The 25,987-nt window shown below is 63.6% G+C and carries 28 protein-coding genes; 10 read left to right on the plus strand and 18 right to left on the minus strand.

The window, feature by feature from the left end:
- Positions 1-19 precede the first annotated feature (19 nt).
- Genes GGR40_RS12755 through GGR40_RS12800 form a run of 10 tightly spaced genes read right to left on the minus strand, consistent with a single transcriptional unit; the run spans position 20 to position 8,357 of the window.
- Positions 20-586, minus strand: a complete 567-nt coding sequence (locus GGR40_RS12755) for a TrbI F-type domain-containing protein (RefSeq protein ID WP_429276616.1) — start codon at positions 584-586, stop codon at positions 20-22.
- The gene (locus GGR40_RS12760) at positions 579-917 is read right to left on the minus strand and encodes a hypothetical protein (protein WP_429276617.1); all 339 of its coding nucleotides are present in this window, start codon (positions 915-917) and stop codon (positions 579-581) included. Before GGR40_RS12760 ends, GGR40_RS12755 begins: the two co-directional genes overlap by 8 nt.
- Positions 914-3,478 (minus strand): type IV secretion system protein TraC, encoded by a 2,565-nt coding sequence (traC, locus tag GGR40_RS12765; RefSeq protein ID WP_429276618.1) that lies wholly within the window; start codon positions 3,476-3,478, stop codon positions 914-916. The genes GGR40_RS12760 and traC overlap by 4 nt, the downstream gene beginning before the upstream one ends.
- Positions 3,479-3,484: 6 nt before the next feature.
- Entirely contained in the window at positions 3,485-4,138 is a 654-nt protein-coding gene (locus GGR40_RS12770; RefSeq protein WP_429276619.1) for a hypothetical protein, read from the minus strand.
- Positions 4,138-4,950: a DsbC family protein gene (locus GGR40_RS12775; protein WP_429276620.1), complete on the minus strand. Its 813-nt coding sequence runs from the start codon at positions 4,948-4,950 to the stop codon at positions 4,138-4,140. The genes GGR40_RS12770 and GGR40_RS12775 overlap by 1 nt, the downstream gene beginning before the upstream one ends.
- Before the next feature lie 8 nt (positions 4,951-4,958).
- Complete coding sequence (locus tag GGR40_RS12780; protein WP_429276621.1) at positions 4,959-6,293, minus strand: TraB/VirB10 family protein; 1,335 nt, start codon at positions 6,291-6,293, stop codon at positions 4,959-4,961.
- Positions 6,293-7,135 (minus strand): type-F conjugative transfer system secretin TraK, encoded by an 843-nt coding sequence (locus GGR40_RS12785; RefSeq protein WP_429276622.1) that lies wholly within the window; start codon positions 7,133-7,135, stop codon positions 6,293-6,295. Before GGR40_RS12785 ends, GGR40_RS12780 begins: the two co-directional genes overlap by 1 nt.
- Positions 7,101-7,685 carry a type IV conjugative transfer system protein TraE gene (locus GGR40_RS12790; protein ID WP_429276623.1) on the minus strand — a complete coding sequence of 195 codons (585 nt, stop codon included), beginning with the start codon at positions 7,683-7,685 and terminating at the stop codon, positions 7,101-7,103. The genes GGR40_RS12785 and GGR40_RS12790 overlap by 35 nt, the downstream gene beginning before the upstream one ends.
- Before the next feature lies 1 nt (position 7,686).
- Entirely contained in the window at positions 7,687-7,971 is a 285-nt protein-coding gene (gene traL / locus GGR40_RS12795) for a type IV conjugative transfer system protein TraL (protein WP_429276624.1), read from the minus strand.
- Between the two features lie 56 nt (positions 7,972-8,027).
- A complete protein-coding gene (locus tag GGR40_RS12800; RefSeq protein ID WP_429276625.1) occupies positions 8,028-8,357 on the minus strand; it encodes a hypothetical protein in 330 nt (109 codons plus the stop codon).
- A gap of 687 nt (positions 8,358-9,044) precedes the next feature.
- Here GGR40_RS12800 and GGR40_RS12805 point away from each other — a divergent pair.
- Entirely contained in the window at positions 9,045-9,536 is a 492-nt protein-coding gene (locus GGR40_RS12805; protein ID WP_429276626.1) for a hypothetical protein, read from the plus strand.
- Between the two features lie 278 nt (positions 9,537-9,814).
- Here GGR40_RS12805 and GGR40_RS12810 read toward each other — a convergent pair whose 3' ends face one another.
- On the minus strand, positions 9,815-10,408 hold the full coding sequence (locus GGR40_RS12810; RefSeq protein ID WP_429276627.1) for an RES family NAD+ phosphorylase: 594 nt from the start codon (positions 10,406-10,408) through the stop codon (positions 9,815-9,817).
- Positions 10,409-10,411: 3 nt separating this feature from the next.
- On the minus strand, positions 10,412-10,996 hold the full coding sequence (locus GGR40_RS12815) for an antitoxin Xre/MbcA/ParS-like domain-containing protein (protein WP_429276628.1): 585 nt from the start codon (positions 10,994-10,996) through the stop codon (positions 10,412-10,414).
- 470 nt (positions 10,997-11,466) lie between these two features.
- Between GGR40_RS12815 and GGR40_RS12820 the strand changes: the two genes are divergently transcribed.
- Entirely contained in the window at positions 11,467-11,784 is a 318-nt protein-coding gene (locus GGR40_RS12820; RefSeq protein WP_429276629.1) for a helix-turn-helix domain-containing protein, read from the plus strand.
- Positions 11,785-11,824: 40 nt separating this feature from the next.
- Here the strand turns inward: GGR40_RS12820 and GGR40_RS12825 are convergent, their stop codons facing one another.
- On the minus strand, positions 11,825-12,118 hold the full coding sequence (locus GGR40_RS12825; RefSeq protein ID WP_429276630.1) for a hypothetical protein: 294 nt from the start codon (positions 12,116-12,118) through the stop codon (positions 11,825-11,827).
- 14 nt (positions 12,119-12,132) lie between these two features.
- Positions 12,133-12,504, minus strand: coding sequence for a thermonuclease family protein (locus GGR40_RS12830; RefSeq protein WP_429276631.1), 372 nt, complete (start codon positions 12,502-12,504; stop codon positions 12,133-12,135).
- A 785-nt stretch (positions 12,505-13,289) separates the two neighbouring features.
- On the opposite strand from GGR40_RS12830, the gene GGR40_RS12835 reads away from it, so the two are divergent.
- Both GGR40_RS12835 and GGR40_RS12840 read left to right on the plus strand, forming a co-directional pair.
- Complete coding sequence (locus tag GGR40_RS12835; protein ID WP_429276632.1) at positions 13,290-13,712, plus strand: hypothetical protein; 423 nt, start codon at positions 13,290-13,292, stop codon at positions 13,710-13,712.
- A gap of 236 nt (positions 13,713-13,948) precedes the next feature.
- A complete protein-coding gene (locus GGR40_RS12840) occupies positions 13,949-14,605 on the plus strand; it encodes a TetR/AcrR family transcriptional regulator (RefSeq protein ID WP_429276633.1) in 657 nt (218 codons plus the stop codon).
- Here GGR40_RS12840 and GGR40_RS12845 read toward each other — a convergent pair.
- From GGR40_RS12845 to GGR40_RS12855, 3 genes are all read right to left on the minus strand, one after another.
- The gene (locus GGR40_RS12845; RefSeq protein WP_429276634.1) at positions 14,602-15,405 is read right to left on the minus strand and encodes an SDR family oxidoreductase; all 804 of its coding nucleotides are present in this window, start codon (positions 15,403-15,405) and stop codon (positions 14,602-14,604) included. The two genes, GGR40_RS12840 and GGR40_RS12845, sit on opposite strands and share 4 nt — an antisense overlap.
- A gap of 28 nt (positions 15,406-15,433) precedes the next feature.
- Positions 15,434-17,881, minus strand: coding sequence for a TonB-dependent receptor (locus GGR40_RS12850; RefSeq protein ID WP_429276635.1), 2,448 nt, complete (start codon positions 17,879-17,881; stop codon positions 15,434-15,436).
- A 160-nt stretch (positions 17,882-18,041) separates the two neighbouring features.
- On the minus strand, positions 18,042-18,263 hold the full coding sequence (locus tag GGR40_RS12855) for a hypothetical protein (protein ID WP_429276636.1): 222 nt from the start codon (positions 18,261-18,263) through the stop codon (positions 18,042-18,044).
- 85 nt (positions 18,264-18,348) lie between these two features.
- On the opposite strand from GGR40_RS12855, the gene GGR40_RS12860 reads away from it, so the two are divergent.
- From GGR40_RS12860 to GGR40_RS12885, 6 genes are all read left to right on the plus strand, one after another.
- Positions 18,349-19,737 (plus strand): FAD-dependent oxidoreductase, encoded by a 1,389-nt coding sequence (locus GGR40_RS12860; protein WP_429276637.1) that lies wholly within the window; start codon positions 18,349-18,351, stop codon positions 19,735-19,737.
- Complete coding sequence (locus tag GGR40_RS12865; protein WP_429276638.1) at positions 19,734-21,440, plus strand: FAD-dependent oxidoreductase; 1,707 nt, start codon at positions 19,734-19,736, stop codon at positions 21,438-21,440. Before GGR40_RS12860 ends, GGR40_RS12865 begins: the two co-directional genes overlap by 4 nt.
- Entirely contained in the window at positions 21,440-23,059 is a 1,620-nt protein-coding gene (locus GGR40_RS12870) for a GMC family oxidoreductase (protein ID WP_429276639.1), read from the plus strand. Before GGR40_RS12865 ends, GGR40_RS12870 begins: the two co-directional genes overlap by 1 nt.
- A gap of 14 nt (positions 23,060-23,073) precedes the next feature.
- Complete coding sequence (locus GGR40_RS12875; protein WP_429276640.1) at positions 23,074-23,628, plus strand: nuclear transport factor 2 family protein; 555 nt, start codon at positions 23,074-23,076, stop codon at positions 23,626-23,628.
- Between the two features lie 136 nt (positions 23,629-23,764).
- Positions 23,765-24,475 carry a TetR/AcrR family transcriptional regulator gene (locus tag GGR40_RS12880; RefSeq protein ID WP_429276641.1) on the plus strand — a complete coding sequence of 237 codons (711 nt, stop codon included), beginning with the start codon at positions 23,765-23,767 and terminating at the stop codon, positions 24,473-24,475.
- Positions 24,476-24,582: 107 nt separating this feature from the next.
- On the plus strand, positions 24,583-25,209 hold the full coding sequence (locus GGR40_RS12885; protein ID WP_429276642.1) for a TetR/AcrR family transcriptional regulator: 627 nt from the start codon (positions 24,583-24,585) through the stop codon (positions 25,207-25,209).
- Here the strand turns inward: GGR40_RS12885 and GGR40_RS12890 are convergent.
- Entirely contained in the window at positions 25,197-25,931 is a 735-nt protein-coding gene (locus tag GGR40_RS12890) for a ThuA domain-containing protein (RefSeq protein WP_429276643.1), read from the minus strand. The genes GGR40_RS12885 and GGR40_RS12890 overlap by 13 nt on opposite strands.
- Between the last annotated feature and the right edge of the window lie 56 nt (positions 25,932-25,987).

Below are 25,987 nucleotides of genomic sequence, written 5' to 3' on the forward strand. Positions count from 1 at the left end.
GCGGGTCTGCGCGAGGGCCTCACTGTGCGACGCCACCGGCCCCTCCGATTACAGGCTGTGCAGCGTTCGGACCGGCGGGCGAGCCGTTTGCAGCGAGGTAGGCCTGCATGTCCTGCTGGACGGGCGCTGCAGCCATCTTGGGCATCGGCACCTTGGCGTATACCGCCTTCTTCACCTCTTCGGTGACGTCCGGCAAATCGCCGCCGATCACCGCTTCGTTGACCAGCACGACCTTGCCCGACTTGCCGAGGCTGGCCACCGCCTTGTCCAGCTCCCCCATGAAAGCCGTCGTCGCCGCCGCCGCGCTGCGCTCATCGCTGCCCGAGCGCGCCTGCGCCTGCAGGTACTCGGTGATGACACCTTGCAACTGCAGCTTTACGAACCTGCCCTCGTCCCGCGCCGGATCGACAATACTCTTTGTGACCCACGCGCCCCAGGAGGCCGCGCCAACCAGCGCAGCCACGGTCAGAACCTCCTTCACCGAGACGCCGCGCTTCACAGGCGCAGCAGGACGCTTTGCCTTAGCCGCTGCCGGTGCGGTCTCGATTCCAGGAAACATCGGTTCACCGCTCAGGATGTCAGGCATCGGCAAATCCCTTTGAAAGCAGCCGGCGCAGCGAGGCGCGGCGAAAGTAGCCCGCGAGGCAGAAGGCGCCGGCCATGCTGGCCATGAGGAGCACATCGAACTGATGCTGGCGCGCAGCGCTGGCTTCGACATAGCGGGTCGACAGGTTTGCGAGGTGGTGCATCGTCCCGATGATCGAGAAGTTGCCGAGCTCGAAAGCCACGACCAGCACCACGCCAAAGGCGACGAGGACATTGATCGAGATCCAGCCAAGAAGGCGCAGAACGGTCGCAAGCGCTGCCTGTCCAGTTGCCTTGGCTCGATCGGTGGATGGAAGGCGCAGCGCGGTCATTCCGCTGCCTCCAGCATCATGTCATCCGGGCGGATGCGATCCGGGAACGCGACGCGCTCGATCGCGTCGGCCATGGAGTAGCCTTGGTGGACCGCCGCCTCGATGCGCGCGAACACGTCCGGGCTCGAGGAGTAGAGCGTGCCGGAGTAGGCATCGAGGACAAGACGGCAGATCGTCTCGGTCTCCGGACCGCGGATCAGAACGTCGGAATACTCGATCCCGTTGCGCTTCAGCGAACGCATCAGCGCCTCGGTGTAGCTGGTCATCTCGAAGCGGTCGGACTTCTTGAAGTCCGCGATCGTCTCGGGCTTCTGCTGAAGGATCACGAACCAGTCGGAGTTCTCCAGCGCTGCGCGGCTGCCGTCGGACTTGTAGTAGTCGTTGATGGACTGCGTGGCGGTGATGAGCGAGGCGCCATACTTGCGGCAGGTGCGCGAGTAGGTCTCCACGAAATCCGCCATCGCCCCGCCCTTCAGCATCTGCCAGGCCTCGTCGATGAGCAGCGCCTTGGGGATCGAACGGCTCATGCGCCGCATCGTTTGCGAGGCGACGAACATGATCGAGGTGAGCACGACGCTGCGCAGCTCCTCTCTCGATGAAAGGTCCGAAAGCTCGAAGACCGTCAGGTCGGCCGAGAGATCGAGATTGCTGTCGCCAAGGAAGAACCGGCCGTAAGTGCCCTGCGCGGAGAAGGGCAGCAGTGACATGGCAAGATCGATTGCTGCGTCGTGGGTTTCCTTGTGCAGCTCCGCGATCACCATATCGACGGTGCCGTCGCGCTGATGCGCGTTCCAGACTGCGTTCACCGCCTTGTCGATGAGGCCGCGCTCGGTATCGTTCAGGCGGTTCTCATAGCGCGCCATCTGCGAGATGATGGCTTTCAGCATCGCCAGACAGTCGACGAGATAATCCTCGTCCTCTTGCGCGAGAGCCAGATCGATCATGCGGAACGGATTGATCGAGATCCCGGACGAGAGCTTGAACTCGGTGAAGGTGCCACCAAGCGCTTTGGCCATGTGTTCGAACGAGCGGCCATCGTCGATCACGATCGTCTTGGCGCGCACCCCGGCAAGGCTGGCGGTGAGGTCCTGCAGAAACACCGATTTGCCCGAACCGGACTTGCCGGCGATCGCGACGTTGTGGTTGCCCGCCTTGTTCTGGAAAGGCGACCAGAACTGGGGCTGACCGCGCCGTCCGACGAACAGGACATGGGGTATGTGACCGCCGACGAACTCGCCCTGCAGTGGCGCAATCGCCGCGACGTTCGAGGACAGCATCGTGCGAAAACGCTTCATGCGCTCGAGGTCCGACTGCAGGCCGTCCGCCACCAGCAGCGGGAAGTGCGACATGAAAGCGGGCAGCTGGATATGGGTCTCGTCGATGAGATCCCACCCGGCCGCCTTGTAGATGCCCCTGATCGCGCGCTCGGCGGTCTCGGCGGTGCCGCGCGGCGCGATAATGCTGATTGCATAGTAGCAGCGGATCAGCTTCTCGCCCGACTTGACCCGCTCCTGGACGCTGCGCCACTCGGCGGCCTGATCCTTGATCTTGGGGACCAGTTTGACCCCCTGCCCTTCGGACAGCGACTGCGTGCGCGCGAACTTGTAGCCGGCCTTCGATTCCGAGGCTTCCAGACCCGGGATCATGCCGCTCACTGACTGCAACGTCGGGCACGGCAGGCACAGCTTCGGATTGAAGACATCGCCGATGATCTTCTGCGTGTCCCAGGGCGCCCAGCGATCGGGAAAGTTGCGGATCGACATGGTGCGAACGTCGAAACGCTCGGGAACGTAGTCCTCGTATTCAGGCACGCCATCGACCACCTGCCCCGTGGGACGCAGCGACTGCGCGTGCAGCAGCAGGCGATCCTTCTCGACATGGGTGACCAGATCGCGGCGCACGCACTGCTCGTTGATCGGATCGAAGCGATTGTAGCCGGGCGCATCGTCGCCGGCGCCAGTCGAGGCGCACAGGATTTCGTCGAAGAAGCGGATCAGCTGCACCGGCTCGAACACACGCACCGGCACATTGATGGAATCGAGCGCCGAGATCAGGCCGTCGCGGATGCGCAGCAGATCTTCGATCCTGATCCCCGAGCCATCCGGCGCGCCAACCGAGACCAGCACCCTGAAGTTGCGCAGCAGGAACGGGCCATCGCTCGCCAGCGACTGCCAGGCGCCGCCGCGCAGCTTGTCGGCGCGGTGGCGCGCCAGCGTTGCAAAGACGCCGCCCGCCTCGACACGGGGCAGCACCCACTCGCCCAGTTTCTCCGCGATGCGCGGCGATGCGTAATTCAGAATGTTGAACGTGCATCCCGGCGTCAGCACATCGGCGAAGATCGTGCCGAGGATATCCGCGCTGCGTTCATCGCCACCGATCAGCGGGGCCAGCTCCAGGATGAAGCCTTTGGAACGAACCTGGTAGAAGATCTTCCTGTCCTCATCGAACGAGCGGTAGCCAAGGAAGTGCGAAAGCATCGGCACCGCTGCGGGGCGAGCCGTCGTCTCCGGTTTACGGCCGTCGCCCAGGATCATTTCGCGAAGACTGTCGAAGACCGACATACTGGCTTACTCCGGCGAGGGGAACGAGGCGGCCTGACGGCGCGCTTGCGGCGTGCGCCTCGCGCGCGAGAGCCTGGCTTCGACATCGGCCTTGATGCGATCGATGGGCGCTGCCTCTACCGCTGGTTTTGCGCCGGCCCGCTTCACTGCAACGGAAGGCGCGGCGGCGGGGATTGGCGATGCATCGAGAGCTGCGACGGGCGCGCTTTGCGCGGCTGCGAGAAGACCGCGCGCCCCCCCCTGCCCCCGTGCGCGGCTTGCCAGTTCCACGCTGTTCGCCGTCCTGCCCGGCAGACCCACATCCGCCGCCACCGTCTTGCGGGCATGAACATTACCGGCAAAATCGGTGTAGGCGGGGAAGACCACGCTTAGCTGATACGACTGGTTCGGCTGCGCGGACGTCGCGTTGAGCGCTGCCATCCGCGAGCGTGCCGGATCGCCATCGTCGATCTGGTAGGGACCGGCGGGCGCCAGAAGTTCATCTTTGTCCGACTTCTGGATCTGCGAGAGCGCGGTATCGTCGATTGCGACCGAGGGTGCGCAAACCCCTTCCGGACCATCGCAGCGAAAGGCGCCGCTGACGTTGGTGCCGAAGGTGGTGCACGCGGCGGTAGCGCAGAGCAGACCGATCGAGGCCGTGATGCGAGCAAGGCTGTTCATCAGTTCGCTCCCTTCAGCCAGGATTCGAGGAACTCACGCGGGCGATAGCCGTGAACGACGGCGCCATCGCTGCGAACGATGACCGGCGTTCCGGTGAACCCGTTCTGCCTCGCGAAGGCTTCGTTCGCATCGAGGCCACTGGTGTCGCATTTCTTCGCACCATCGAGCGGTTCGCGGTTGTACGCCCTGGTCAGCGCCTTGCTGCGATCCGAGGAGCAAATCACGGCATCCGAGATCGAGCGGGTTCCAAGCACAGAGATCGGGCGTTCGACAACCTTGACGTTCATGGCCGCCAGCGTCCGGTGCAGCTGGTTGCAGTAGCCGCAGCGCAAATCGCTAAAGACCGTGACCGTTTGCTGGCCCGCACCCCATGTGATGGCACCCGATGCCGGGAGCTTGTCGAGCGCGACCTTCTGGGTACGGCCCGCGACCGGCGCCGGGTTCGCCGGGGAGGCGACCGCCTGCTGATCCTCGGGCTCTGCGACCGTCGGCCTCGCGGCCCCCCCGACCAGCGTTTCCGGACTGATCTCGAGGAGGCGCGCGGCCGTCAGGTCCTGACGGGTCTCCATATCGTAGACCCGGCCGATCACGAGATAGCGGCCGCCCTTGTCGGTGTAGAACAGGTTCTGGCCTGCCTGCACTTCGCACAGGGCCGCGATGCGGCCACAGTCGATCGAAGTTACCGCCGTCTTGGGAAGCCGGGTCGCCAGTGCCTTGGCAAGAGCGGCATCGCTGTCGCTGGCGGCATAAAGGCCGGTCGCGCCCGCAAGACCCGCCACGCCGACAACGGATAGGATGATTGCCTTGACCATGAACCACCTCAATTTCTGATGAAAGTGCCATCGAGGAAGACGACTTCGACATCGGCACCCGTGGGCATTTCGATGACCGGCTGATATTGCTCCGCCCGCTCGATCATGTAGTCGGAGAGCTTGTCGCCAGCGGTCGAAACGCCTTCACCAAAGCCGCCCTGAGCAATCTCGGCTGCCGATAGCTGATCGCGCTTTCCATCCACACTGACATTGGTACCGCGCAGCAATGCGTTGGAATTGGCGCTGAAACCGCGGCCGAAACCCCCTGCAAGCCCGGCGAGGAAGGCCTGGGTGACAAGTCCGCCTTCACGGCTCACCACTCTGCCGCGAAGACCGACCTTGCCGCCGAACGAGATGAAGCCTTTGACCTCCGAGACCGCATAGCGTCCGCCCGGCTGCGGGCAGGTCATGCGCTGCAGTTTCACGTAGACCTTCTCCGAAGAGAGATCGCCGTAGGCTGCGCCATTGACCATACACCCCTGGACCCGGGTGCGCAGCAACTTGCCATCGGAGAAGACCGAGCGTGCCGGACCAGTGACGCGCAGCAGCACCGGCAGCGGGTCGCTCGCGCTCTTGACGTTCGTGGCGGCATCGACGCCGACCACGACCTTGGCTGTCGCGATCGAGTTGGGCGGCAGGTAGTTGGGGCTGTCGGTGTAGGTGGCTGCCTGCTTCCCGTCGGCGCTGATGCGCCTGCCATCGCCGACGGGCCCGGCAGGGGCGGCGGGGCCGGAAGGGGTGGTCGAGCCATTGAAGGAGACCAGCTTCACTTCGTTCGAGCGCGGAGCGCCGATCGGGCCGGCCAGGCCCATCGCACTTGCGGCACTGATCGCACCGGGTGCCGTCGGCCCTCCCTGCCTGGACGGGGATCCAGCCTGTTCCTTGAGTTGCCGGTTCTCGCGGTCGTAGGCTTCCAGGACGCGCGTGGCGTCCGCCTTCATCTGCTCGTTTTCCTGCCGCAGGGTCTGCAGTTCGCCCTGCACCTGATCGAACTTCGAAACCGCGCCCTGCATGCCCTTCAGCTGGTTGCCCTGATCGAGCTGCTGGCGCTCGTACATCGCCATCCATTCCTGATCGACGATCTGCCGGTTCATGATGGCGTCAGTGGAAACTTGCGTTCTGTCGTCATCCTTCTTGCCTAGAAGCATTTCCTCCTTCGATCCGCTGTCGAGGACGTAGGCCATCGCGGCAGCGGCAATCAGCGCGCCGCCGCCATAAAGCCACAGCTTCTGCTTGCGCGCCGTTGCAGCGTTCTCGGCAATGTCGAGACCGTCATCGAGCTGGTCGTGAGCCTCGGCCTGATCGCCATCGACGTCCTTCCTCTTGCGCTTGAAGATATCCATCACAGGTCTCCCGCCGGAACAACCACATAGGCGCCGGTCGCCTGGCCCGGCTGCAATGAGGCGCTGGAAATGCTGACGGCGATCGCACCGTGCGAGGCGATCAGCTCCTCGGTGACGACCACGGGCTCGTTGCCGGTGTTCTCGATCCGCAGCACGCGGCCAGCCATGGTGAGGCCGTTGTATTCGCTTACTAGCTGGACCTTGAGCGTGCCGACGTTGACCGGCGTGCGCGGCTCGTCGCGAATGTCGAAACCATCGAGGGGCCGCTGCTCGAACATTGCCTTGATGAGGGCGACCGCTTGCTCGTCGAGCGCAAGATTGCTGCGCATCGCGACGGCTTCAGGCTGCGCTGCAGGCTTTGCAGGTTTTGCCAGTTCGGCATTGGTGAGGAAGACCTGCTTGGCCTCGTTGCCACTGATCCGGCACACGAACTTGTAGACGAAGCCCTTCTGGGTCGTGCCGAAGAACGAGATTGTCTGCCGCGAGTAGCCTTCGGGCACCGAAATGTAGATATCGCCGCGCGTCGGCTCATGGACCACCGAGAAATCCTCCGTGGCTATCCCGCTCGTGACCTTCGAGACGGCGGCGAACTGGTCGTCCTTGAGCGAAATGCGCGTCAGATCGAGCCTGGACGCCTCGCATTCGACAGAGCCGTTGTCCGAGGCCACCACGGTTTGATCGGCCAGCGCCGGTGCGGCCAAGAGTATTCCGGACCCTACCAGCACCATGCCGAGGCAGCGTTTGACAAAGCCATCGAGCACGGCGGCGGGCGAGACGAGGCAGTTACTGCCGCAAACGGCGGGACTGTCACTCATCGGATGCATCCTTTGCAGGTTCGGCACCCTTCTCGACGACGACACCGAAGCCGCGCAGCTTGAGGCTGAGGCCCTCATATTTCCAGGCGAACTTGAAGACCTTGTGTTCGCGGCGCACATCGCGCGAGGCGACGACGGTATGAAGGACACCGCCGACTTCGCTGGTCAGGGTTTCGGGATTGACCTTGATCCAGTCGATCGTCACGAACTGCGTGACCTGCGAGCCCCGCTGCTCCTTCATGATGGCGACGAGCTTGGACTTGAGCGGGCCGCGTGCCTGGGGCGTCGTGATCGCGAGGATCGAATCCATCCAGTAGCGAAGCGTCTCGGGCGAACGATTGAGTGCGAGTTGCGCGATGTCGCGAGTGACCGCTTCCAGGTAGTCCTTCGAAACCCCTGAAGACGATACCGCCATCGCAGTGGGGATGACCGGTTGCAGGATCACCTCCCGGTCCCGGGTTGCCGCCATGCTCACCAGCGCGAAGCAGGCGATGCCCAGGGCAAGCGACGTAATGGCCAGCAGGTTGCGCTGCTTCAGCGCGCGCTGGGATTGCTCGTGTGCGAAGGAAATGTCCATGTCAGCCCGCCAGAACCCGAAGGTGAGAAGGAGGAGCGGCCTTGAGACCAAAAAATCCGCCTGGCAGGTGCCAGTAGGCGAAGTGCAATACCCAATGCAGGGAACGGCCGGCCCGGAGTTTGCGATACCCGAACCACGCTGCCGAACTCGAAAGTATGCCAAAGACGACGTGCTGTGCGACAATGCCCCAGGCAAAGGGGATGACCATGACGAGAAACTCGTCGAGGGTCCAAAAGCCGATCAGTTCCGGATCATCCAGATGCTTTGGTATGCCGTATCGGTCCACAAGGAGCGCTCCTCAAGTAAGGGGAGACGCGCCCGCAATGGCGCGCGTCCCCTGGCTCAGATCGTTGCGGTAATGGTGGAGGTGACGATCGGAATGCCCGTGCCGGCGCCGACCCCAACGCCAACGGGGATCGCGACCTGGCCCAGGCTGAAACGGCCCGATGCGAGGCCAACGATGCCGCCAGCCAGCGAGAGTACCGTGATGATCTTGCCGCCCGAGCCTTCCAGGAAGCCGGTGAACTGTCCTAGCGCGGTATCGAACGTCGTGTCGGTGCCGGCGAGTGCGGCATCGATGCCGAGGAGGCTCGCGACGGCTGCGGCACCGCAGGCGAGCGCGACATCACCACCGAGCCGATGATGTCCTGCCTTCAAGTTGAGAGCTTTCATGGGATTTCCTTTCTCATGACGAACTGCGCTATGTGCGCCTACTCATGGGAAATTCCCTTCGAGAGAATATCAACATTATTTGTAATTTATTTCCTAGAAACTGGTTATGTGCCGTGGTATTGGGACATTCTAGCCCCGGAACGGGGCTTTATTACACCCGGTGTGGGTACGAATAAGCCCTTTATTCGGTGCGAAAGGACCCCACAGTGGGGACGAGCTGGACCCGACCCCTAGTCGCTCGATCTCGATTGTCGCTCAGCTCCGCAAGGCCAGCTTGCCGCACAACCCGTCAGGCAAAGGCGGAATGACAATCCAGATCATTGCCTACCTTATGGTCACACCGGTAGCGACTTGAAGCGACCTCGACAGCCTGAATGCGAAGACCTGGGCCTGTGGCGGAGTACCCTGCTGCAACTAGCGTCCGTTCGGACGGCGCCGATCGGGGCGTCTATTTCGATGCTACCGACAGCGACTTCGGCGTCCGCCGCGTGAAAGGAACATGCCGAAGTTCGTCCTGGATAGCTTGTGGCAGCCGCCAAAAGAGGAACCATGATTATCCATGTCGGGGAGCGAAGTCATCTAGCAGAGCTGATTCAAAAATCACGGGAAAATATATCTCGTTGCGCGCAGAAGCAGAAAATGCGTACAATTTTTCAAGTAATTTCATCGGCAACATTGGGGTGATGTATGCAGGATATTACAGCGAACACACGTCCAGAAACAAGCAAGGCAGCACTCTGCTGCCCGGATGGCCTTGCCTATCTGACTATCCTTCAGAGGATCATGAAAGTTGCAGGCATTACCCGACGCCAGCTCACAAGGGATGGCATCATCAGCGATCGCGGACGCAAGACGCTGGAACAGCGCATCGTCACCGGGACAATCAGCAAGGGTGAGTACGACCGGATCAACGCTTATCTGGGGATCGATCCGATAAGGCTTCATATGGCGACAACCGTCTACGGGGACGCGGAATCCTATTTCGATCAGAGCACAGCGATGGCCGCTTCCTACAGCCACGAAATCGGCCTCCAGTTTCGCCAGAACGAGGCGGCACGGGGGGGCGACTTTGGGCCGATCGGCGCAAACCTGGTGCGCGCTCACGCCGCCCGCATGAGCGCCGAGTTCACGCGCCACCTGGATCAGGTTGATCGATTTCGTGCGGCGCCGCTGGGCTGACGCTCGTGGTCGAAATGCGGTTGGCCCGTGTCTTCAGTGCCCATAGGTCATCCTCTGACCCAGTGGTCGGGCCCACCGGCCGCTCCTACGGCCCGGGACAGGCCAAGCTTGGCATGGCCAATGCCGTCCAAGCTTGGTTTTTTCCGCGCCGGGAGACACGAAGCTCTGCTCAATGTGACATGAAGGCGGCGTGCTGCGCGCTGGTGTATTGCCCGCCTTGCACCTCAGTGCGCCAGATTACCCGGCTTGCGCACCGACAAGCCCCCCACCCTCTCGCTTCACGCCCTTGGCATGGCTGCGATCAGGCGGATCCTGAGTTTCTGGAGCGCGGGGATCAACCGGGCCAGAGTTTCCAGTTCGACCACGTTTGACGCCGTCAGATGGTTGGGCACGGCGCGCTCATAAATGGCGAGGCACTCGCGCCGAAGCAGGCGCGAAAAGTAGAGGATGCCGTCCAGATCGGTGTGTTCATGCACGGTCTGGCTGAACCTGCGGGCTGCCAGTTGGGCTTTCGCCCCGACGATGTCGGTCGATACTCCAAGTTTGAAGCACCCATCGCGCCGCAAGTCGAGCACCCTGAGCGGCATCGCAGCGTCGACTTCGCACACGCCCCATCCGGCAAAGTCGGACCTCAGCATCTCTCTTGGCATCACGCCCTCGAAGCGATCGCGCACGATCGCATCGGCAATGGCGGTCGGAAGATCCTGTGCGATGTAGAGCAGTTTGAACCCGTCGGCCGGGCATGCAAACCGGGTTTTGCCGCATCCCATGCCAAGTGGAGTCGCCCGGTACGCAATGGGGGTACAGCGCAAGAAAGCACTGGGCGCGGCGCGCCGGGTCAGGGATGCAAGCGTCTTCTCATCGAGGACCATGTGTCAGGCAAAGTCACGCTCGGCACCGTTCACCACTTCCTGGCGAGCACCGGCCTTCAACGCATCCAGCGGCGTAAGTCCGTCCAGCGCCCCATGCGGTTGGCGTAGCCACAGCCAGGCCGAGCGGGCATCCGGGGCGAGACGAAGAACATCGGCGATGCCTTCGAGCGGCCGCGCATCCACGAACTGCTCCAGCGGGTAGGCTAGTTTCCGGGCACCGCGCAGCAATCCGACGACCATGCCCTTCTTGTGCCAATGGCTCAATGTGGAACGGGGAATACCAAGGTTGTCCTCCACTTCACCGGCACCCGCCACCGGGCCCGCCCAGCTCTCGAGCGGCCTGGCCGTCGCATAACGATCCAGTCGGGCCCTGCCCTCGTCGAGCGAAATGACTTCTCCCAAACCCGTGCCGCGCGACCGCTCGATCCGTCCCGTCGAGCGAACCGAAACCCGCGTTTGCGGTCGATCGCCATGAACGACCTCGATCAGCATGCGCCGCACCTCGTCCTTCTCGCGCGCGAGTTCGCTCTGCTCATCCTTGGGCAGTTCCGCTATGACGCCCGAAACGAAGGAGATCAGCTCCGCCATCGTTTTAAGATCGCTCGCCCGCGCCGTGGGATTGGTGCTCCTGAGCGCCGCGCGCACGTCGCCCGCACTCAATCCCCGGATGGGAAGGCTATCAGCGGCTAGGCTCGACACAAGGCAACTCCATTGAACAGGTCGGAAATCTTATTGCACTGATCGCATAGATTGTCCAGATTGCACAGCCGGTTCAAAGTGTCATCGATCGGCCATCCGGTAGCCCAGTCGTATGCGCTAGCGTGTCCTTGTGGATATGCAGGAGCGACTGTTCCGGCGCCACGTACTGGGGATCCGCGCAGACACAGCTGGTTCAACCGCGATTGCAGCGCGGCAGCGTGCGGCATTCGCGATTTGCGGCGCATGACCGGATCGACGCGAGGCCCGTAACGGTGCAAACCGGACCGCCGGCAGCCGCTCGACTTGCAAAAGGAGTTCGGCCTGTCCTTGTACTGCACTTTTCGTTCAGGGTCACAAGAGTGTCCAGGTCCAACGACGCCCATGCCCGCAAGGCGCGACCTTCCTCCAAAGCAAGAAAGACGCGCGATGCCGCAGATGTCGAGCAGATCAGCCACGCCGCACTGTTTCGCGCTATTCGCGAAAGACTTGGGCTAACCCAGGATCAGGCCGCCAAGCGGCTAGCCTACACGCAGACAAACGTGTCCAAGGTCGAAAAGAAGACGAGCGCCAATCTCGGACAGATCAGCCAGCTCATCGGCGAAGACTATGACATCGTTGTTGTGCTGCGGCCAAAAGCCCATCTCGCGCTGGAAGAGTTCCGGTTCGCACTGGCATGACCACGCCGCGCGCTCGGCTTTTTACCCTCACGCCAGCAGGTCAATTGTCCTTGCCGCCGTCTGCGCCGAGCTTGACGTCCAGGATACGGTTGCAGGCCAAGAGCAAGTCGGCAGGCGCGTTCAGGGGCAGGGTCACGTACGCGGTACGCAACGCCGTCTCGATCTCCGCTGGCGAAATGGGCTGGTCAAGTACCACTGCCGCAGCTTTGATCAGCGCGCTCGAGTCCGTGATCGGCAGGCTGATGCCAGCGGCTTGCGCTGCGTGGACGGCATCGTCCTCGGTCAGCGCGCGGAGGTTGTCGTTGCTCCCGCCCGGATGATTGTCGTTGCTCATTTCCCCAGGCTACCTCACCTCCACGGACGCGCCAACCCCCGCCGGATGAGGTAGTCACCCGCATCCCGGCCGCCGACGTAGATGCGCGCCAGCGTGCGTCCGTACCGATCCTGGCCAAGTCGCTCGATGCTGACCGAACCCGAGCCGAGGAAGGCACGCAGCGCGTCCCTGCTCTGTTCGCCTGCCTTGTAGTCACACCATGGCGGGTTCTTCGAGCCGGCGAGGCGCTGCCGTTGAACCGGGGCGCAGCGCGGGCTATCCGGCAACTCCGGCGCATCGATGTTCGCTACACGAACCTTCTCACGGGTACACAGGGTCAGGGTGTCGCCATCATGGACGTTGGCGATACAGAGGCCTGCAGCGGCAATCATGATCCAGGCTGACATCTTAGGATGTCTGCTATATCCAGAGACGGAAGGCAACGAGGTAGAACAGGATCATCAACACGAGGATGTCGAGCGAAGACAATCTTCGGGACCGCATTTACTTAGACCCCATAGGGCTTTTTTCCGCCACTCGTGATACAATAGCGTGCGCCGATGCGCACATTGCCTCCGCTGAAGGGACAGTTATCGCCGTAGTACCCGCCAGAACGCCCGCCGCTGCGACGTGATGGTGACGACATTCTTGCCCACGACGCGAGCAACGGGGATCTGCGCCGGGCGACGAACGTTTGCCCGAGGAAAAATAGCTCGGCGATCCATACGACAGTCGGCCGAGCGCCCCTCATCCGTCAGGATGCTGGACTCTTTTCCCCTCCGATCGGCAGCCAGGTACCGGGTCACTACCCAGCAGCCGGGCAACACCGCGTGAGACCATCCGCCTCCAGCCTCGCTTACAACAACGTGCTGGCCCTGCTTGGGCCGAGCCAAGACCGGCGCGGCCGCGGTCGGCTCACTGTGACAGTTCAGAGCAGCGGCGGAAACCTGCTCCGCGCAGGCCGGCGCGCTGGCTATCACGAGGGCGGTCAACGAGAAGACAGTAGTAGGTACCCGCATAGAACTTCCGAGCAACGCAGGGTTCTATGCGGGTCCACTAAGGAAGACGGGCCATTAAAGATCTGTAATGACGGCCTGTGCGTCCAAGAAGCTGTCGCCTGCCTTACCTCAGAAGCGGCAGGGCGTGGCGGCGGATGTCGTAAACACCTCCACCTCGCCTTGCCTTCCGGCGAATGGAAGTAGCCTTCACGCGCCCCCATGGCTATTCGGTCAAGGCCGATCGCCGCAAACCCGCGTGTCATCGCCAAGCGGAAATAGATCACGCCGCGTTGGGCTTCGGAGCCGACCTGCCGAGGAAGCCCAACCACCCGCGAGTTTTTCCAAGCCGTTTGTCGGCACCGGCTTTTGGGGTTTGCGTTGCGCCTCCAGTAACCGTCAGTCTGGCGATCAGCGCGAGCGTGCCGCCCGGATTGATGGCAGCTTTCGGCTCGTCGGCTACCGACGTCTTGGGTGCTGTCGCGCGTTTTGCGGATGCTGACCTGACCGCTGCCTGTTATCAAACCAGCGCCGCGCTGCTCCAAGCGTCAGGTCATCGCGCTTTTGCAGCGGCGATCGATAACCCGGAGCTGGGCGCGCAGTGGAAAGCCGTCGCATAGCGACAAAAGCGAGTCTGGTTTGGACGCGGGTCTGGATCTCGCGCGCGCTACAGAAACAGGGTAACGGACCTGCGCGCTTCCAAATTTTCAGGATGCAAATGAGATAAAGGCTGCTTGAACCACGGCTGGGATAGGCTTCGTGCCAACATCGAGAAAGCACATTTTCGGTTGCCCAAACAAGGCTGTTGGTTGCAGGAGGAGGTTTCACACCACCTGTCCTCATTCGGGAGCCTATTTTGGCCGCCACGCCCGTAAGTCAGTCTTCTCCGCGCACGTCGATCCGCAAGCCTGCTGCTGCCGCCGTGCCCACGCGGCAGTCCATCAAGAGCGCGCAGACGCGAGGCCGGCTGATAGAGGCAACGATCCAGTGCCTTGTCCGGGTGGGGTATTCCGGGACCACCACGCCTCTGGTCGCGACAGAGGCCGGCTTGTCGCGCGGGGCGATGCTCCACCACTTCGAGAACAGCGCGACGTTGATCCGGGCCACGATCGTCGAACTGCACGAACGGCGCCTGCGCGCTTTCAGGCGATCTTCCGAGATCACCGAACATGACCCCGCGACCATGGTCGGGGCTTATTGGAAACAAGTGCAGAAGCCGGCATTCGTGGCGTTTCAGGAACTGGCGCTGGCGGCGCGAACCGACCCCGAACTGGCGCTGATCATGCGCCCATTACAGGTCGAATATCGTGAACGCTTCAATGCGGAGGCGCTCGCTCTCTTTCCTGAATGGCAGTCCGAACCGCAGCATCTAGCCGAAGCCATCGCCCTGTCGCAGACGCTGATCGAAGGCATGGCGATGAGCCTGATGACCGGCGCGCTGGATGAAACGATGGTCCCCGCCCTGCTTGGCACGCTGGAAGACCGCATCCGCGCGCTGCGTCCCACCGCCTAGCCGCGGTTGCCGTAAGCGTCGAAATAAGACGGTTCGCGCGCATAGTAGCTGGCATCAAGACGGCATTCCACCAGCCCCGCATCAAGCGCGATGACCTGCCCGGTCAGGTTGAAGGTTTCGTCGCTGGCGAGATAGGCAAAGGCACCGGCGATCTCTTCCGGCCCGATCATGCGGCGCAGCGGGTTGCGCGCTTCGGCCACCTTGCGCATCGCTGCCGCATCGCCATAGGCAAAGTCGGTCATATTGCTGGGCACGCTGCCCGGCGCGACCGCGTTGACGCGGATACCGTCCGCCGCCAGCTCCGCCGCGACCGAGCGCGTCAGGCCGATGACCGCATGTTTGGCCGCCGTGTAGGCATGAGGGCCAAGGGCCACCAGCCCTGCCACGCTCGACGTGGACAGGATGACCCCCTCGCCCTGCGGCCGCATCACACGGGCCGCGTGCTTCATTCCATAGAACACGCTATCGACCAGGATCGCCATGGTATCGCGCCAAGCCTTTGCGGAGATGTCCTCCACCCGGCCCAGAGCGCCCAGTTGCCCCGCGTTGTTGATCATGCAGTCCAGCCGGCCATGATCCTTGATCGCACCATCGACGAGCGCCGCGACGTCGGCTTCCCGCGTCACGTCGCACGGCAGGAAGCACCCTCCAAGCTCCTCTGCCAGCGCCGCTCCGGCGTCCTCACGAATGTCGCCCAATACCAGAACCGCCCCTTCGGCGGCGAACCGGCGAGCGGTCGCCGCGCCTAGACCGCTGGACGCGCCGGTGATCACCGTGACTTTACCTTCGAGCCGCTTCATCGCCTTCTCCGTCACACCTCCCTCCCGATCAATAGTGATACGTGACCTGGACCTGCACCGTGCGCGGCAGGTTGGCATAGCCACGCTGATCGCCCAGACGTCCCGCGGCAGTACCCGTGCCGGAACCGGTGCCCGGCGAATCCAGCGCGCCTGAAATGACGAACTGGTTGGTCAGGTTCTTGCCGATGACGGCCAGATCCCAGCCCGCCTTCGAACTCAGGGTCACCGATGCGTCCAGATTGACGTACTTGGGCTGCGTCGCGATCGGGTTGAAGAACGGCGAAGCGTTGTAGCTGCTGGAATAACGCGCATCGGCGGACAGCGCGACGGACAGGTCCGAGCTTACGTCCGTCTCGTAGCTGGCGCCTAGTGCCGCCGTCCAGCGCGGCGCGTTGGCCGTTGGCTTGCCGCTCAGATCCTGCACGAAAAGACCGCCGTAGGGGCTGGCCGTGGTAGGATTGCACCCCTGCGCCGGGGTCTGGCCAGTCACGCACGGCGCAATAAAATCCACGTAGCGCGCCTTGTTGTAGTTCAGCGCCCCGCGCATGATCAGGCCCGGCACGGAGATCGGGGCCCATTCGGTCGAAAGTTCCACACCCTTGGTGCGCGCTGAGCCGGCATTGGTGGTGATATACCGGAAGGTCTGCGCTTCGAAGAAGTCCACTTGCAGGTCGGTATACTCATAGCTGTAGAGGGCCACGTCGAAGCGCAGCTGGTTGTTGAACAGCGTGGTTTTGATACCGCCTTCGAAGCCCTTCGCCTTCTCCGGCTCGAAATCGAGATCGGCAGGGATCGAGGCGTTGGTGTAGGAACTCTGGTTTGAGAAACCGCCGGATTTGTATCCGGTCTTGAACCCGCCATAGAGGTTGACGTTGGGAACCGGCTTGTACGATGCGGTTATTTCCGGGCTCCAGTTGGTAAAGGTCTGGTCCTTGTAGATCGGGTCATTCAGGCGATTGATCTGGCCAGGGCGATTGACTGGATGAACGAAGAAGCTGTCCTTCGTCTCATGCGTATAGCGGATACCCGAAGACAGTTCGAGCTGCGGCACCACCTTCCAGGTCACCTGCGCGAAGGGAGAAATCGTTTCGCCCCTCGTGTAGGAATCCTTGCCGAACGCGACGTATTCCCATTCCGGTCGCTGCGTGCTGACGCGCACGTTGCCGGAATAGACGTGCTGGTCGGACTGCAGCTTCGTCTTCTGGTAGAGGACGCCGACCATCATGTTGAGAGGGCCATCGTAGTTCGTCTGAGCGCGCAGCTCTTCGGAAAATGCCCACCACTTCTCGCGCGATCCGACGTATATTTGCACAGCACGCTGCTGGTAGTCGCTGTCGGTCAGCCAGCGGTTGTTCTGGTTCTGGTAATTCGACGCCGAGGTCAGCGTGATGTCGCCAAGATTCCATTCCAGATTGTTGGTTACCTGATAGGAGCGATACTTCGTGTAAAGCTCCCCGTCCTTGCGTGCGAACGGGAAGTTTGCGGCAATCTCGGTTGGCATCTGGTTATGATAATACTTCCAGTCGCGTTTGCACGGCACGCCGGGTTGCAGCGTGCTGAACCCGGTGGCGCAGGAGAACACGATGTTGTTCCACGCGCCATCGTTGGTCGTCGTCTCGTTCGCGGACACCTTGAGGGTGTTGGTGATGGCGTCCGTCGGCTCCCATTTGAGCGTCAGGCGGCCTGTCAGTTCCTTTTCCTTAGGCCCCCGGCGATCACCCGGAAGCGCCACCAGGTTCTGCACCGGGCCGCCCGCCTGGTCGGTCACGGTGAAAGGCTGCGCCGTTGCATAGTTGCGCGAGTAGCCGCCGAACATCTTCGATCCGCGCAAGGCTACACGGACGCCCAGGGTGTCAGTCAGCGGCGCGGAGACGACCTGTTCGATGTACGGGCGCTTCGCGCGGAATTCGTAGCCTACCCGGGTCGAAGCCTCGAAGGTCGGGCCGGGGTCGGCGGTGGTGATGGAAATGACGCCTGCCGTCGCGTTCTTGCCGAAGAACAGCGCCTGCGGGCCTTTCAGCACTTCAATGCGTGAAAGGTCGAAGAACCCTTCGTTCAGGATGCGTCCGCTGGCGTAGTAGATGCCATCGACGATGATCGCGGTGGAGGATTCGATGCCCAGCGCACTGGCGGGCGTACCGATCCCGCGCAGGGAAATCTGCGCGCCGGAGCCGGTCGTGGCACGGCCCACGGTCAGGTTCGGCGTGGTGGCGGCGATGCGCTCGATGTTGGAGATGTCCTGCCGCGCGATCTGCGCAGGCGAGTAGGCCGTCACCGCGACGGGAATGTCCTGAAGCGACTCGGTGCGCTTGCGTGCCGTTACGACGATTTCCTCGAGGCCACCCGTCGGGCCCTGCGGGGCTGCGGCGGGGGCCACGCTTTGCGCCAGCGCGGGGGCGGTCATGCCGATTGCGGAAGCAGACGCCATAAGCGTGGCGAGCGTCCAGGCGCGATGGATTCTTGCCAGATCCTTCATGCTCTTCTCCCTGTCTACCCCTACACTGAAGGATGACTTATTTTTTAGGCGAAAGTGATACTGCCGCGTCAGGCCATGCCTGCGCGCAAAATCCAGCCGTTCCTCATCTCTGTCCCACGGCTGCCTGATTTGATTCGGTGAGCAGTCGATTCCGTCTGCTTCACCTTATGCCCACACTCTCGAGCCTGACAATAAAAAAGTCGAGCATGATTGCTTTTTTATGGCGGCTGTTGCGCCAAAACTTGGCTTGTTCTGCGGGTTTGAGTGCGCCGCCGGCGGAACGACGGGCAATGCTCAGCACAATTGAGCTAGACTTATTATTTTCCGCTTGCCATGTTTCGTGGCATCGGCAGACGGCATATCCCGCCTCGGCAAGTGCCATCGCCCAAGACAACCAACTGTATGGAGAGGCGCCTGATGCCGCATCTGGCTGACAGGACTTTCATTGCGTGCAGCGGGCTTCGGCAATGAGCGGCGAGGCACTAGACTACGACGTGATCGTCATCGGCACCGGGGCGGCGGGCCTTAGCGCAGCCGCGGCTGCCGCCGACAACGGCGCAAGCGTCCTGATGGTCGAAGCGGCGAACCGCACCGGCGGCTCCAGCGCACTTTCGGGCGGCGTCTTCTACGCGGCTGGCACGTCCCTGCAGCGCGAAGCCGGGATCGACGACGATCCCGAAGCCATGTCCCACTATTACATGACGCTCAACCAGTACAAGATCGAGCCGTCGCTGGTTCGGACACTGTGCCGGCAGTCGGCATCAGCCTTCGAATGGCTGCGCGGGCTCGGTGTCGACTTCACCGTCGACAACCTCTACGCATCGGGCGTCGACAAAGTACGGCGCGGGCACCGCGCAACAGAAGGCGGCGCCGGGATCGTCCAAGGGATCGAGGGCTTCCTGTCAGGCCGCAGCGTCGAGACAGTACTGGAAACGCGGGTGGAAAGCCTGCTGATCGAACAGGGCCGCGTCCATGGCATCGTAGTGGACGGTCAGCCCGTCCGCAGTGCCGCCACGGTGATCGCCACCGGCGGCTTTGGCGCCAACCCACAGCTTCTGGCCGAACTGTACCCCGATGCCGCGCGCCACGGCGAACTCCACTGGTACATCGGCGCCGAGACCTGCCGGGGTGACGGCCTTGGCCTTGCCGCACAGGTCGGCGGGCAACTCAGCCAGGCCAATCGCGGGCTGCTGCTGCTGACCCCCGGCTTCGCGAAGGATCTGGAGAGCTATCTCCCCGGCTGGCTGATGATGGTGAACCGCCACGGTCGCCGCTTCGTGGACGAGACCATCGAGTATTCGGTGCTTGCCGCCGTGCTGGACGAGCAACCCGGGCAGGACTGCTTTGCGATCTTCGACGAGGCTGCGCGCATGGACTCGAAGACGACGCAGTACCGGCCCGCACCTAACTGGACCGCCGAGCGCCTGCTGGACCATGTGGACGCCGGAACCCTCATCAGCGCGCCGACGCTGGACGAACTGGCGGCCAGGCTGGGCGTGGATGCCGCGCGGCTGACCACCACGACGCGGCGGTACAACGCGCTGGCACAGGCGGGCAGCGATGCCGACTATTTCAAGCCGCCCGCGATGCTGCGCACGGTTGCGCAGGGGCCGTTCTATGCGGCGCACGTTCGCCCGGCGATCATCTGCTGGACCGGCACCGGCATCCGTATCGACCCTGAAGCGCGCGTCCTGGGCGCCGACGACCGCCCTGTGCCCGGCCTCTATGCGGCAGGAGAGACCACCGGCGGCATGTTCGGGCAATGCTACGCCGCAGGGGGTGCCTCGATCGGCAACGCAGTCGTGTTCGGGCGCATCGCCGGGCGCAATGCCGCCAATGAGAGGACCGATGCATGACCACCACCAACCGCACCGTCGACGTTCTCATCGCGGGCAGCGGCGCTGCCGGACTTACCGCTGCCGTCACCGCCCGCCGCGCCGGGCTGGAGGTGCTGGTGGTCGAGAAGGAGGCCGTGTTCGGCGGCACTACCGCCACCTCGGGCGGCGTGCTGTGGGTTCCGGGCAACCACCACTCTCCCGCGATGCAGCGGACCACCGGCCAGAGCGATAACATCGAAAGTGCGCGCGCCTATGTGATCGAGGAGACCGGCAACTACATCGAGCCGGACCGTGTGGAAGCCTATCTCGATATCGCGCCGCGTATGGTGCGCTTTCTGGAAGAGAACAGCCATGTGCGCTTCTACGGTATGGATTATCCCGACTATCATTCCGAAAGCGCGAACAGTTCCATCGTCCGCTCCATCGGCACCGTCGATTACGAGGCCAAGCAGCTGGGACCGCATCTCAAGAACCTGAAACAGCAGCTGCCGCAGACGCTGTTCCTGGGTTTTGCGGTCGGATCAGGCGTGGAGATGATCCACTTCATGAAGGCGGGCCGCTCGGTGAAGGCGCTGGGCTTCGTCGCCAGGAAGCTGGCCCGGCACTTCGCCGACGTGCTGCGCTATGGCGAAGGGCAGCAGGTTGTGCGCGGTCGCGCGCTGGTCGCGCGGCTGGCGCGAACGCTGTTCGACCTTGATGTGGAGATACTGCTGTCATCACCGGTCGCTGCGCTGGTGCGCAGGGACGGACGGGTCACGGGGGCACAGATCGACACGCCGCAGGGCCGCATCACGGTCACCGCACGGCGCGGCGTGGTGCTAGCCTGCGGTGGCTACCCCAACGATCCGGAGCGACGGGCAGCAACGTTCCCGGCGCCTGCCCGCAATCGCGCGCAGCAAAATCCGACGAACCCCGGCAATACCGGCGACGGCATCCGCCTTGCCGAAAGCGTGGGTGGTGCATTCAACGGCAACGTCGCGCATCCGGCAGCGTGGATGCCGGTTTCTGTCCTGCCCGGCGCCCGCGACTTCACCGGGGTGTGGCCGCACCTGATCGACCGGCAGAAGCCCGGCTTCATCGCGGTACGCCCCGATGGACGCCGCTTTGGCGATGAATCAAGCGCGTACCACGACATGGTCCCGCAGATGATCGGCGCCAGCGCGGGCGATACCGGCGCCTGGGCGTGGCTGATCGGCGATGCCGCCGCCGTGAAGAAATGGGGCATAGGCATGGTCCGCCCCTTCCCCATCCCCCACGGCAGGCACATGCGCAGCGGTTACGTCAAGCGGGCCGCCACGTTGCGCGAGCTGGCGCAGGTCTGCGGCATAGACGCGGACATGCTGGAAACCACGGTCGCCATCTTCAACGCCAATGCAGAGGCAGGCGTGGACCCGGACTTCGGGCGCGGCGGGCGGGTCTACGACGTCTATCAGGGCGATCCGGAGCACCGGCCCAACACCTGCCTTGGGCCGTTGATCAGGGGGCCGTTCTACGCCCTGCGCATAGAGGCAGGGATCATCGGCACGTTCGCGGGGCTCAGAACCGACCGCCATGCCCGCGTTCTCGACGCGGAGGGAGCCCCGGTGCAGGGACTCTACGCGGTGGGCAACGATCAGGCCAATGTGTTCGCCGGGGCTTATCCGGGCGCGGGCGCGACCATTGGCCCGGCGATGACCTTCGCCTACATCGCGGGCAGGCACCTTGCGGGTCAGGCCGCCTGATGCCCACGCAGGCCGTGCCGGAGTACGACTTCATCGTCAGCGGAGCAGGCTCTGCGGGTTGCGTCGTCGCTGCGCGGCTCAGCGAGAGCGGGCGCTATTCGGTGCTCCTGCTGGAGGCGGGGCCGGAGGACAAGGCGTTCTGGATCAGGCCGCCGATGGGCTATCCGATGCTGTTCGCCGACCGCCGCGTCAACTGGATGTTCGAGAGCGAGCCCGAAGCAGAACTGGGCGGCAGGCGCATGTACCAGCCGCGCGGCAAGGTGCTGGGCGGCACGAGTTCCATCAACGGGATGCTCTACATCCGCGGCCACGTCCAGGATTACGATCACTGGCGCCAGCTGGGCTGCCACGGGTGGAGCTACGCCGACGTCTTGCCTTACTTTCGCAAGGCCGAAGACCAGCAGCGCGGCCCCGATGCATGGCACGGCGTCGGCGGGCCGATGACCGTCTCGGACCAGCCCGACCGCTCCGAGATCGCCGTCGCCATCGTTGAGGCCGCGCAGCAAGCGGGGATCGCCTATAACCCCGACTTCAACGGGGCAGAGCAGGAAGGCGCCGGCTTCTTCCAGACGACGACGCGCAACAACCGGCGCTGGAACACCTCGCAGGCCTACCTTGCCCCGGCACGCCGGCGGGCGAACCTCAAGGTAAAGACGCGTGCCCACGCGACCCGCATCCTGCTGGAGGGTACTCGCGCAACCGGAATCGAATACCGCACCGGGGCGGGTCTGGCGACGGCGAAGGCGCGACGCGAGGTGGTGATTTGCGGAGGCGCGTTCGGATCGCCGCAACTGCTCCAGCTTTCGGGGATCGGCCCGGCAGCGCTCCTTCGTGAACGCGGCATCATGCCGGTGCTGGACCTGCCTGCGGTAGGCGCCAACCTGATGGACCACTTCTACCTGTCGCTGATGTTCCGCTGTTCCAAGGCGATCACGATCAACGAACTGGCGAACAGCCCGCTGCGCAAGCTGAAGGCGGGCATCGACTATGTGTTGTTCAACAAGGGACCGCTGGCCAGCAACGGCATCTTCGCGGGGATCTTCACCCGCACAGACGACCGCCAGGACCGGCCCAACCTCCAGGTCAACACCAACGTCTGGACGGTCCAGAGCCGCACGGCATCGGGCATGAAGGCCCACCCTTTTCCCGGCTTCACCATGAGCCCGGTGCATCTCAACCCGCGTGCCAGCGGATCGGTCCGCCTGCGCAGCACTGATCCGCTGGCCGATCCGGTCATCCGCCAGAACTTCCTGAGCGATCCGGTCGATGTGGCGGCGATGATCTCGGCGGTGAAGCTGGTGCGCGGCATTGCCGCCCAGCCCGCGCTGGCGCCCTACAACGCCGGGGAAATCTCGCCCGGCGCAGACGCGCGCAGCGATACGGAGATCGAGGCCCACATCCGCGCCACCGCTATCGCCAACCTGCACCCGGTAGGTTCATGCCGCATGGGCACCGGGGCCGATGCGGTGGTCGATCCGCGCCTGCGGGTACACGGCATATCCGGTCTGCGCGTGGCCGATGCCTCCATCATGCCGAGCCTGCCCGCCGGCAATACCAACGCCCCCTCGATCATGATCGGCGAAAAATGCGCCGACATGATCCTGGAAGACGCACGCTGAAAGGGAAAAGAGACATGTCGACACTGGAAGACCGTATCGCCCGGCTGGAAGCGGAATCGCAGATCCGCCAGCTGATCGCCCGCTACTGCTTCACCATCGATGACCGCGACATCGACGCGATCCGCGCCCTCTTCGCACCCGATGCGGTGCTGAAGTCCGCCGACGGGGTGATGAACGCGACCGGGGTTGATGCGATCATGGCGCAGTACGATGGCCGTTTCGACGTGCTTGGGCCGGGCCATCATTTCATGCACGACGTGCAGATCGACTTCGTTGGCGACGGATCGCAGGGAGCCACCGGCCGTGTGATCGGCCATGCCGAACTGTGGCGCAACAACCAGATGATGGTCACCGCCATCCGCTACGACGACAAATATCGCAACACCGACAGGGGCTGGAAGTTCGCCGAGCGGACCATCGGCTTCCTTTACTACGTACCGATAGACAAGTACCCCAACATCCTGTCCACCCCCCTGCGCAACCACGCCTATGCGGAGCCCGGCCTTGCGGATTTCCCGGAACGGCTGCCGACCTGGATCGCCTACGAACAGTCTCGCGGCAGGAGCTAGGTAAGTCGGCCTCAGCCTGTTGCATGCGCTGCGTTTGACCGTAAAGCTGCGACAGGCGCTGCAGGAGTGAGCCGCAAATGAGGGCTGTTCGATTGTCACCGGGCCCGTTCCGGTCAGGGCCCCGGTTAAGGCTTCAATGAAGAACCCCGAAGCCGAGCCGCTGGCCTGGCGGCGGCGCAAGGATCAGCGCCCGCAGGAAATCCTTGCCGCCGCCCGCCAGCTGATCGAGGAGGAAGGCACTACCGCCACCTCCATGGCCCGGATCGCCCGGCTGGCAGGCGTATCCGAGGCGACGGTCTACAAGTATTACGACAGCAAGCAGGAACTGGTGAACCAGGTCCTGATAGATTGGGCCACGCCCTTCGTGGAGCGGCTGACGGCCGAGCTGCGCCATATCCACGACCTGCGATCGCGGCTGACGCTGATCGCGGTACGTTTCCTGCGCTCGATAGAGGAAACGCCGCGTTTTCACCGCGTTTTCTATCAGGAACTGCGCTGGTCCGATTACCGGGGGAGCGCACTGCACAAGCTGAACCACATCTTCGCGCACAGCGTGGTCGAAGCCGTGGAAAAGGCGAAGGACGCAAGGGAAGTGCGTGCCGACGTGGACCCTGTGATGATCCGCGACATGATGTTCGGCGGGCTGGAGCATGTCGCCATGCGGACCAGCTTCATCGGCCGCCCCCTGGACATAGATGCCGAGGCGGAACGCTATGTGACGGTGCTGCTTTGCGGTGTCCTGTCGCAGCCGGACCGACCGGATACCAGCACAGACCTGGATCGGCTGGCCAGCTTGGTCGATCGCCTGGAAGTGGCTCTTGGCGAAGGGGCACCGACGACGGAATAAAAGGCATTCATGAATGTCTTTTTATTTGCTGCGCTATTTGCTACCGATGACGTTTGCGAGGTGACGCCGGACGAGGCAGCCCGCACTCGCCCGGGAGAGCGCAGCCGTTGAAACGCACCAGCCTCGACGAGCCCACCATGCAGGCGCTGAAGAGCGCCCAGACCCGTGCGCGCCTGATCGATGCGACGATCCGGGTGCTGGTGCGCAGCGGCTATTCGCGCACGACCACGCCGCAGGTCGCCACAGAGGCTGGCCTGTCGCGTGGGGCGATGCTGCACCATTTCGACAATGGCGTGTCGCTCATCAAAGCGACGATCATGCACCTGCACGAACGCCGCCTGCGCGCCTTTCGCCGTGCAGCGGAACGCAGCGCGCTCGATCACGGTGCCATGGTGCGCACGTACTGGAAGCAGATCCAGAAACCCGCCTTCATCGCCTTCCACGAACTGGCGGTGGCGGCGCGCACCAATGCCGAACTGGCCAGCGTGTTGATGCCGCTGCAGGTCGAATTTCGCGACCGGTTCAATCAGCTGGCCGTCCAGCTCTACCCGGAATGGCAGGCCAGCCCGGAACGGTTCGCGCTGGCCATGGCGATCTCTCAGGCGACGATGGAAGGCATGGCGGTCAACCTGCTGACCGGGGCCATGGACGCCGATCTGGTCGAGCCGGTGCTCGGTTCGCTCGAAGCCCAGCTCCACGCCCTGCGGCCCGCGCAGGAGGATCAGGCGGCGTGAGCAAGCCCCCAGCGGATCGCGCGGCGCAGCAGTTCGTGGAACACCGGATAATTCCACGCGCACCGCTGCGGATGGGGCCAGAACGGGCTGACCGGCAGAAGGTCGTAATGCCCCCGGCAGTGCCCCAGCGTCAGGTAGAGGATGGCCCCCTCACCCACCTTGCGCTCGTAGAGCACGGGCACTTCGGCCTCGTCCCACTCGGCATCGCGAAATTCGTCGCAGCGGCCGGTGAAGCTGGTGTGCAGCAGCACCTCGATGTCGGCGGTGCGGTGGGTAAGGTACAGCTCGTCCTCCACCCGGAAATCGCGCAGCCCCTGCGTCATTTCATGATCGTCGCGCGTAACGAAGACCTTGAACGGCGCGATCGGGGGGTGCCCGGCGAACCGGGTGCCGAGCAGGCCGGTGAAGGCAGGCACTTCGTCCGGCGTGTCGACCACGCCGTCGGCGCCGAAACGCAGGACCGCGTTGGTGCCGTGCAGCGCCAGCCACCGACCGCCGCGCGCCAGGAACGCCTCCAGCGCGGCGACTTCCTCCGCGCGCGCCGGCATCAGGTCGCAGGTATAGGTGATCAGCAGGTCGGCAGTCCCAAGGCTGGCCAGATCCGCATAGTCCGCCGCCACCGATGTGCGGATGCGCGGGGTTTCCGCCAGCAGCTTGAGCAGTTCCAGACGCGCATAGTCGATGTCGTGGAACTTGCCCGCCGCGATCAGGTGAACCTTCATCTCCCGCAAACTCCCCTTACGTGTGCATGCATGTGCACGCACGAGGGTAGGTCCGG

The sequence above is a fragment of the Novosphingobium gossypii genome (genome assembly GCF_050433305.1).
In the GTDB taxonomy this organism is placed as follows: domain Bacteria; phylum Pseudomonadota; class Alphaproteobacteria; order Sphingomonadales; family Sphingomonadaceae; genus Novosphingobium; species Novosphingobium gossypii.

Coding starts and splice junctions, on each gene's coding strand:
- GGR40_RS12755 (WP_429276616.1), bottom strand. CDS start 586: ATGCCTGACATCCTGAGCGGTGAACCGATGTTTCCTGGAATCGAGACC.
- GGR40_RS12760 (WP_429276617.1), bottom strand. CDS start 917: ATGACCGCGCTGCGCCTTCCATCCACCGATCGAGCCAAGGCAACTGGA.
- traC (WP_429276618.1), bottom strand. CDS start 3,478: ATGTCGGTCTTCGACAGTCTTCGCGAAATGATCCTGGGCGACGGCCGT.
- GGR40_RS12770 (WP_429276619.1), bottom strand. CDS start 4,138: ATGAACAGCCTTGCTCGCATCACGGCCTCGATCGGTCTGCTCTGCGCT.
- GGR40_RS12775 (WP_429276620.1), bottom strand. CDS start 4,950: ATGGTCAAGGCAATCATCCTATCCGTTGTCGGCGTGGCGGGTCTTGCG.
- GGR40_RS12780 (WP_429276621.1), bottom strand. CDS start 6,293: ATGGATATCTTCAAGCGCAAGAGGAAGGACGTCGATGGCGATCAGGCC.
- GGR40_RS12790 (WP_429276623.1), bottom strand. CDS start 7,685: ATGGACATTTCCTTCGCACACGAGCAATCCCAGCGCGCGCTGAAGCAG.
- GGR40_RS12800 (WP_429276625.1), bottom strand. CDS start 8,357: ATGAAAGCTCTCAACTTGAAGGCAGGACATCATCGGCTCGGTGGTGAT.
- GGR40_RS12805 (WP_429276626.1), top strand. CDS start 9,045: ATGCAGGATATTACAGCGAACACACGTCCAGAAACAAGCAAGGCAGCA.
- GGR40_RS12810 (WP_429276627.1), bottom strand. CDS start 10,408: ATGGTCCTCGATGAGAAGACGCTTGCATCCCTGACCCGGCGCGCCGCG.
- GGR40_RS12815 (WP_429276628.1), bottom strand. CDS start 10,996: ATGGCGGAGCTGATCTCCTTCGTTTCGGGCGTCATAGCGGAACTGCCC.
- GGR40_RS12825 (WP_429276630.1), bottom strand. CDS start 12,118: ATGAGCAACGACAATCATCCGGGCGGGAGCAACGACAACCTCCGCGCG.
- GGR40_RS12830 (WP_429276631.1), bottom strand. CDS start 12,504: ATGTCAGCCTGGATCATGATTGCCGCTGCAGGCCTCTGTATCGCCAAC.
- GGR40_RS12835 (WP_429276632.1), top strand. CDS start 13,290: ATGGAAGTAGCCTTCACGCGCCCCCATGGCTATTCGGTCAAGGCCGAT.
- GGR40_RS12845 (WP_429276634.1), bottom strand. CDS start 15,405: ATGAAGCGGCTCGAAGGTAAAGTCACGGTGATCACCGGCGCGTCCAGC.
- GGR40_RS12850 (WP_429276635.1), bottom strand. CDS start 17,881: ATGAAGGATCTGGCAAGAATCCATCGCGCCTGGACGCTCGCCACGCTT.
- GGR40_RS12855 (WP_429276636.1), bottom strand. CDS start 18,263: ATGGCACTTGCCGAGGCGGGATATGCCGTCTGCCGATGCCACGAAACA.
- GGR40_RS12860 (WP_429276637.1), top strand. CDS start 18,349: ATGAGCGGCGAGGCACTAGACTACGACGTGATCGTCATCGGCACCGGG.
- GGR40_RS12865 (WP_429276638.1), top strand. CDS start 19,734: ATGACCACCACCAACCGCACCGTCGACGTTCTCATCGCGGGCAGCGGC.
- GGR40_RS12870 (WP_429276639.1), top strand. CDS start 21,440: ATGCCCACGCAGGCCGTGCCGGAGTACGACTTCATCGTCAGCGGAGCA.
- GGR40_RS12875 (WP_429276640.1), top strand. CDS start 23,074: ATGTCGACACTGGAAGACCGTATCGCCCGGCTGGAAGCGGAATCGCAG.
- GGR40_RS12880 (WP_429276641.1), top strand. CDS start 23,765: ATGAAGAACCCCGAAGCCGAGCCGCTGGCCTGGCGGCGGCGCAAGGAT.
- GGR40_RS12890 (WP_429276643.1), bottom strand. CDS start 25,931: ATGAAGGTTCACCTGATCGCGGCGGGCAAGTTCCACGACATCGACTAT.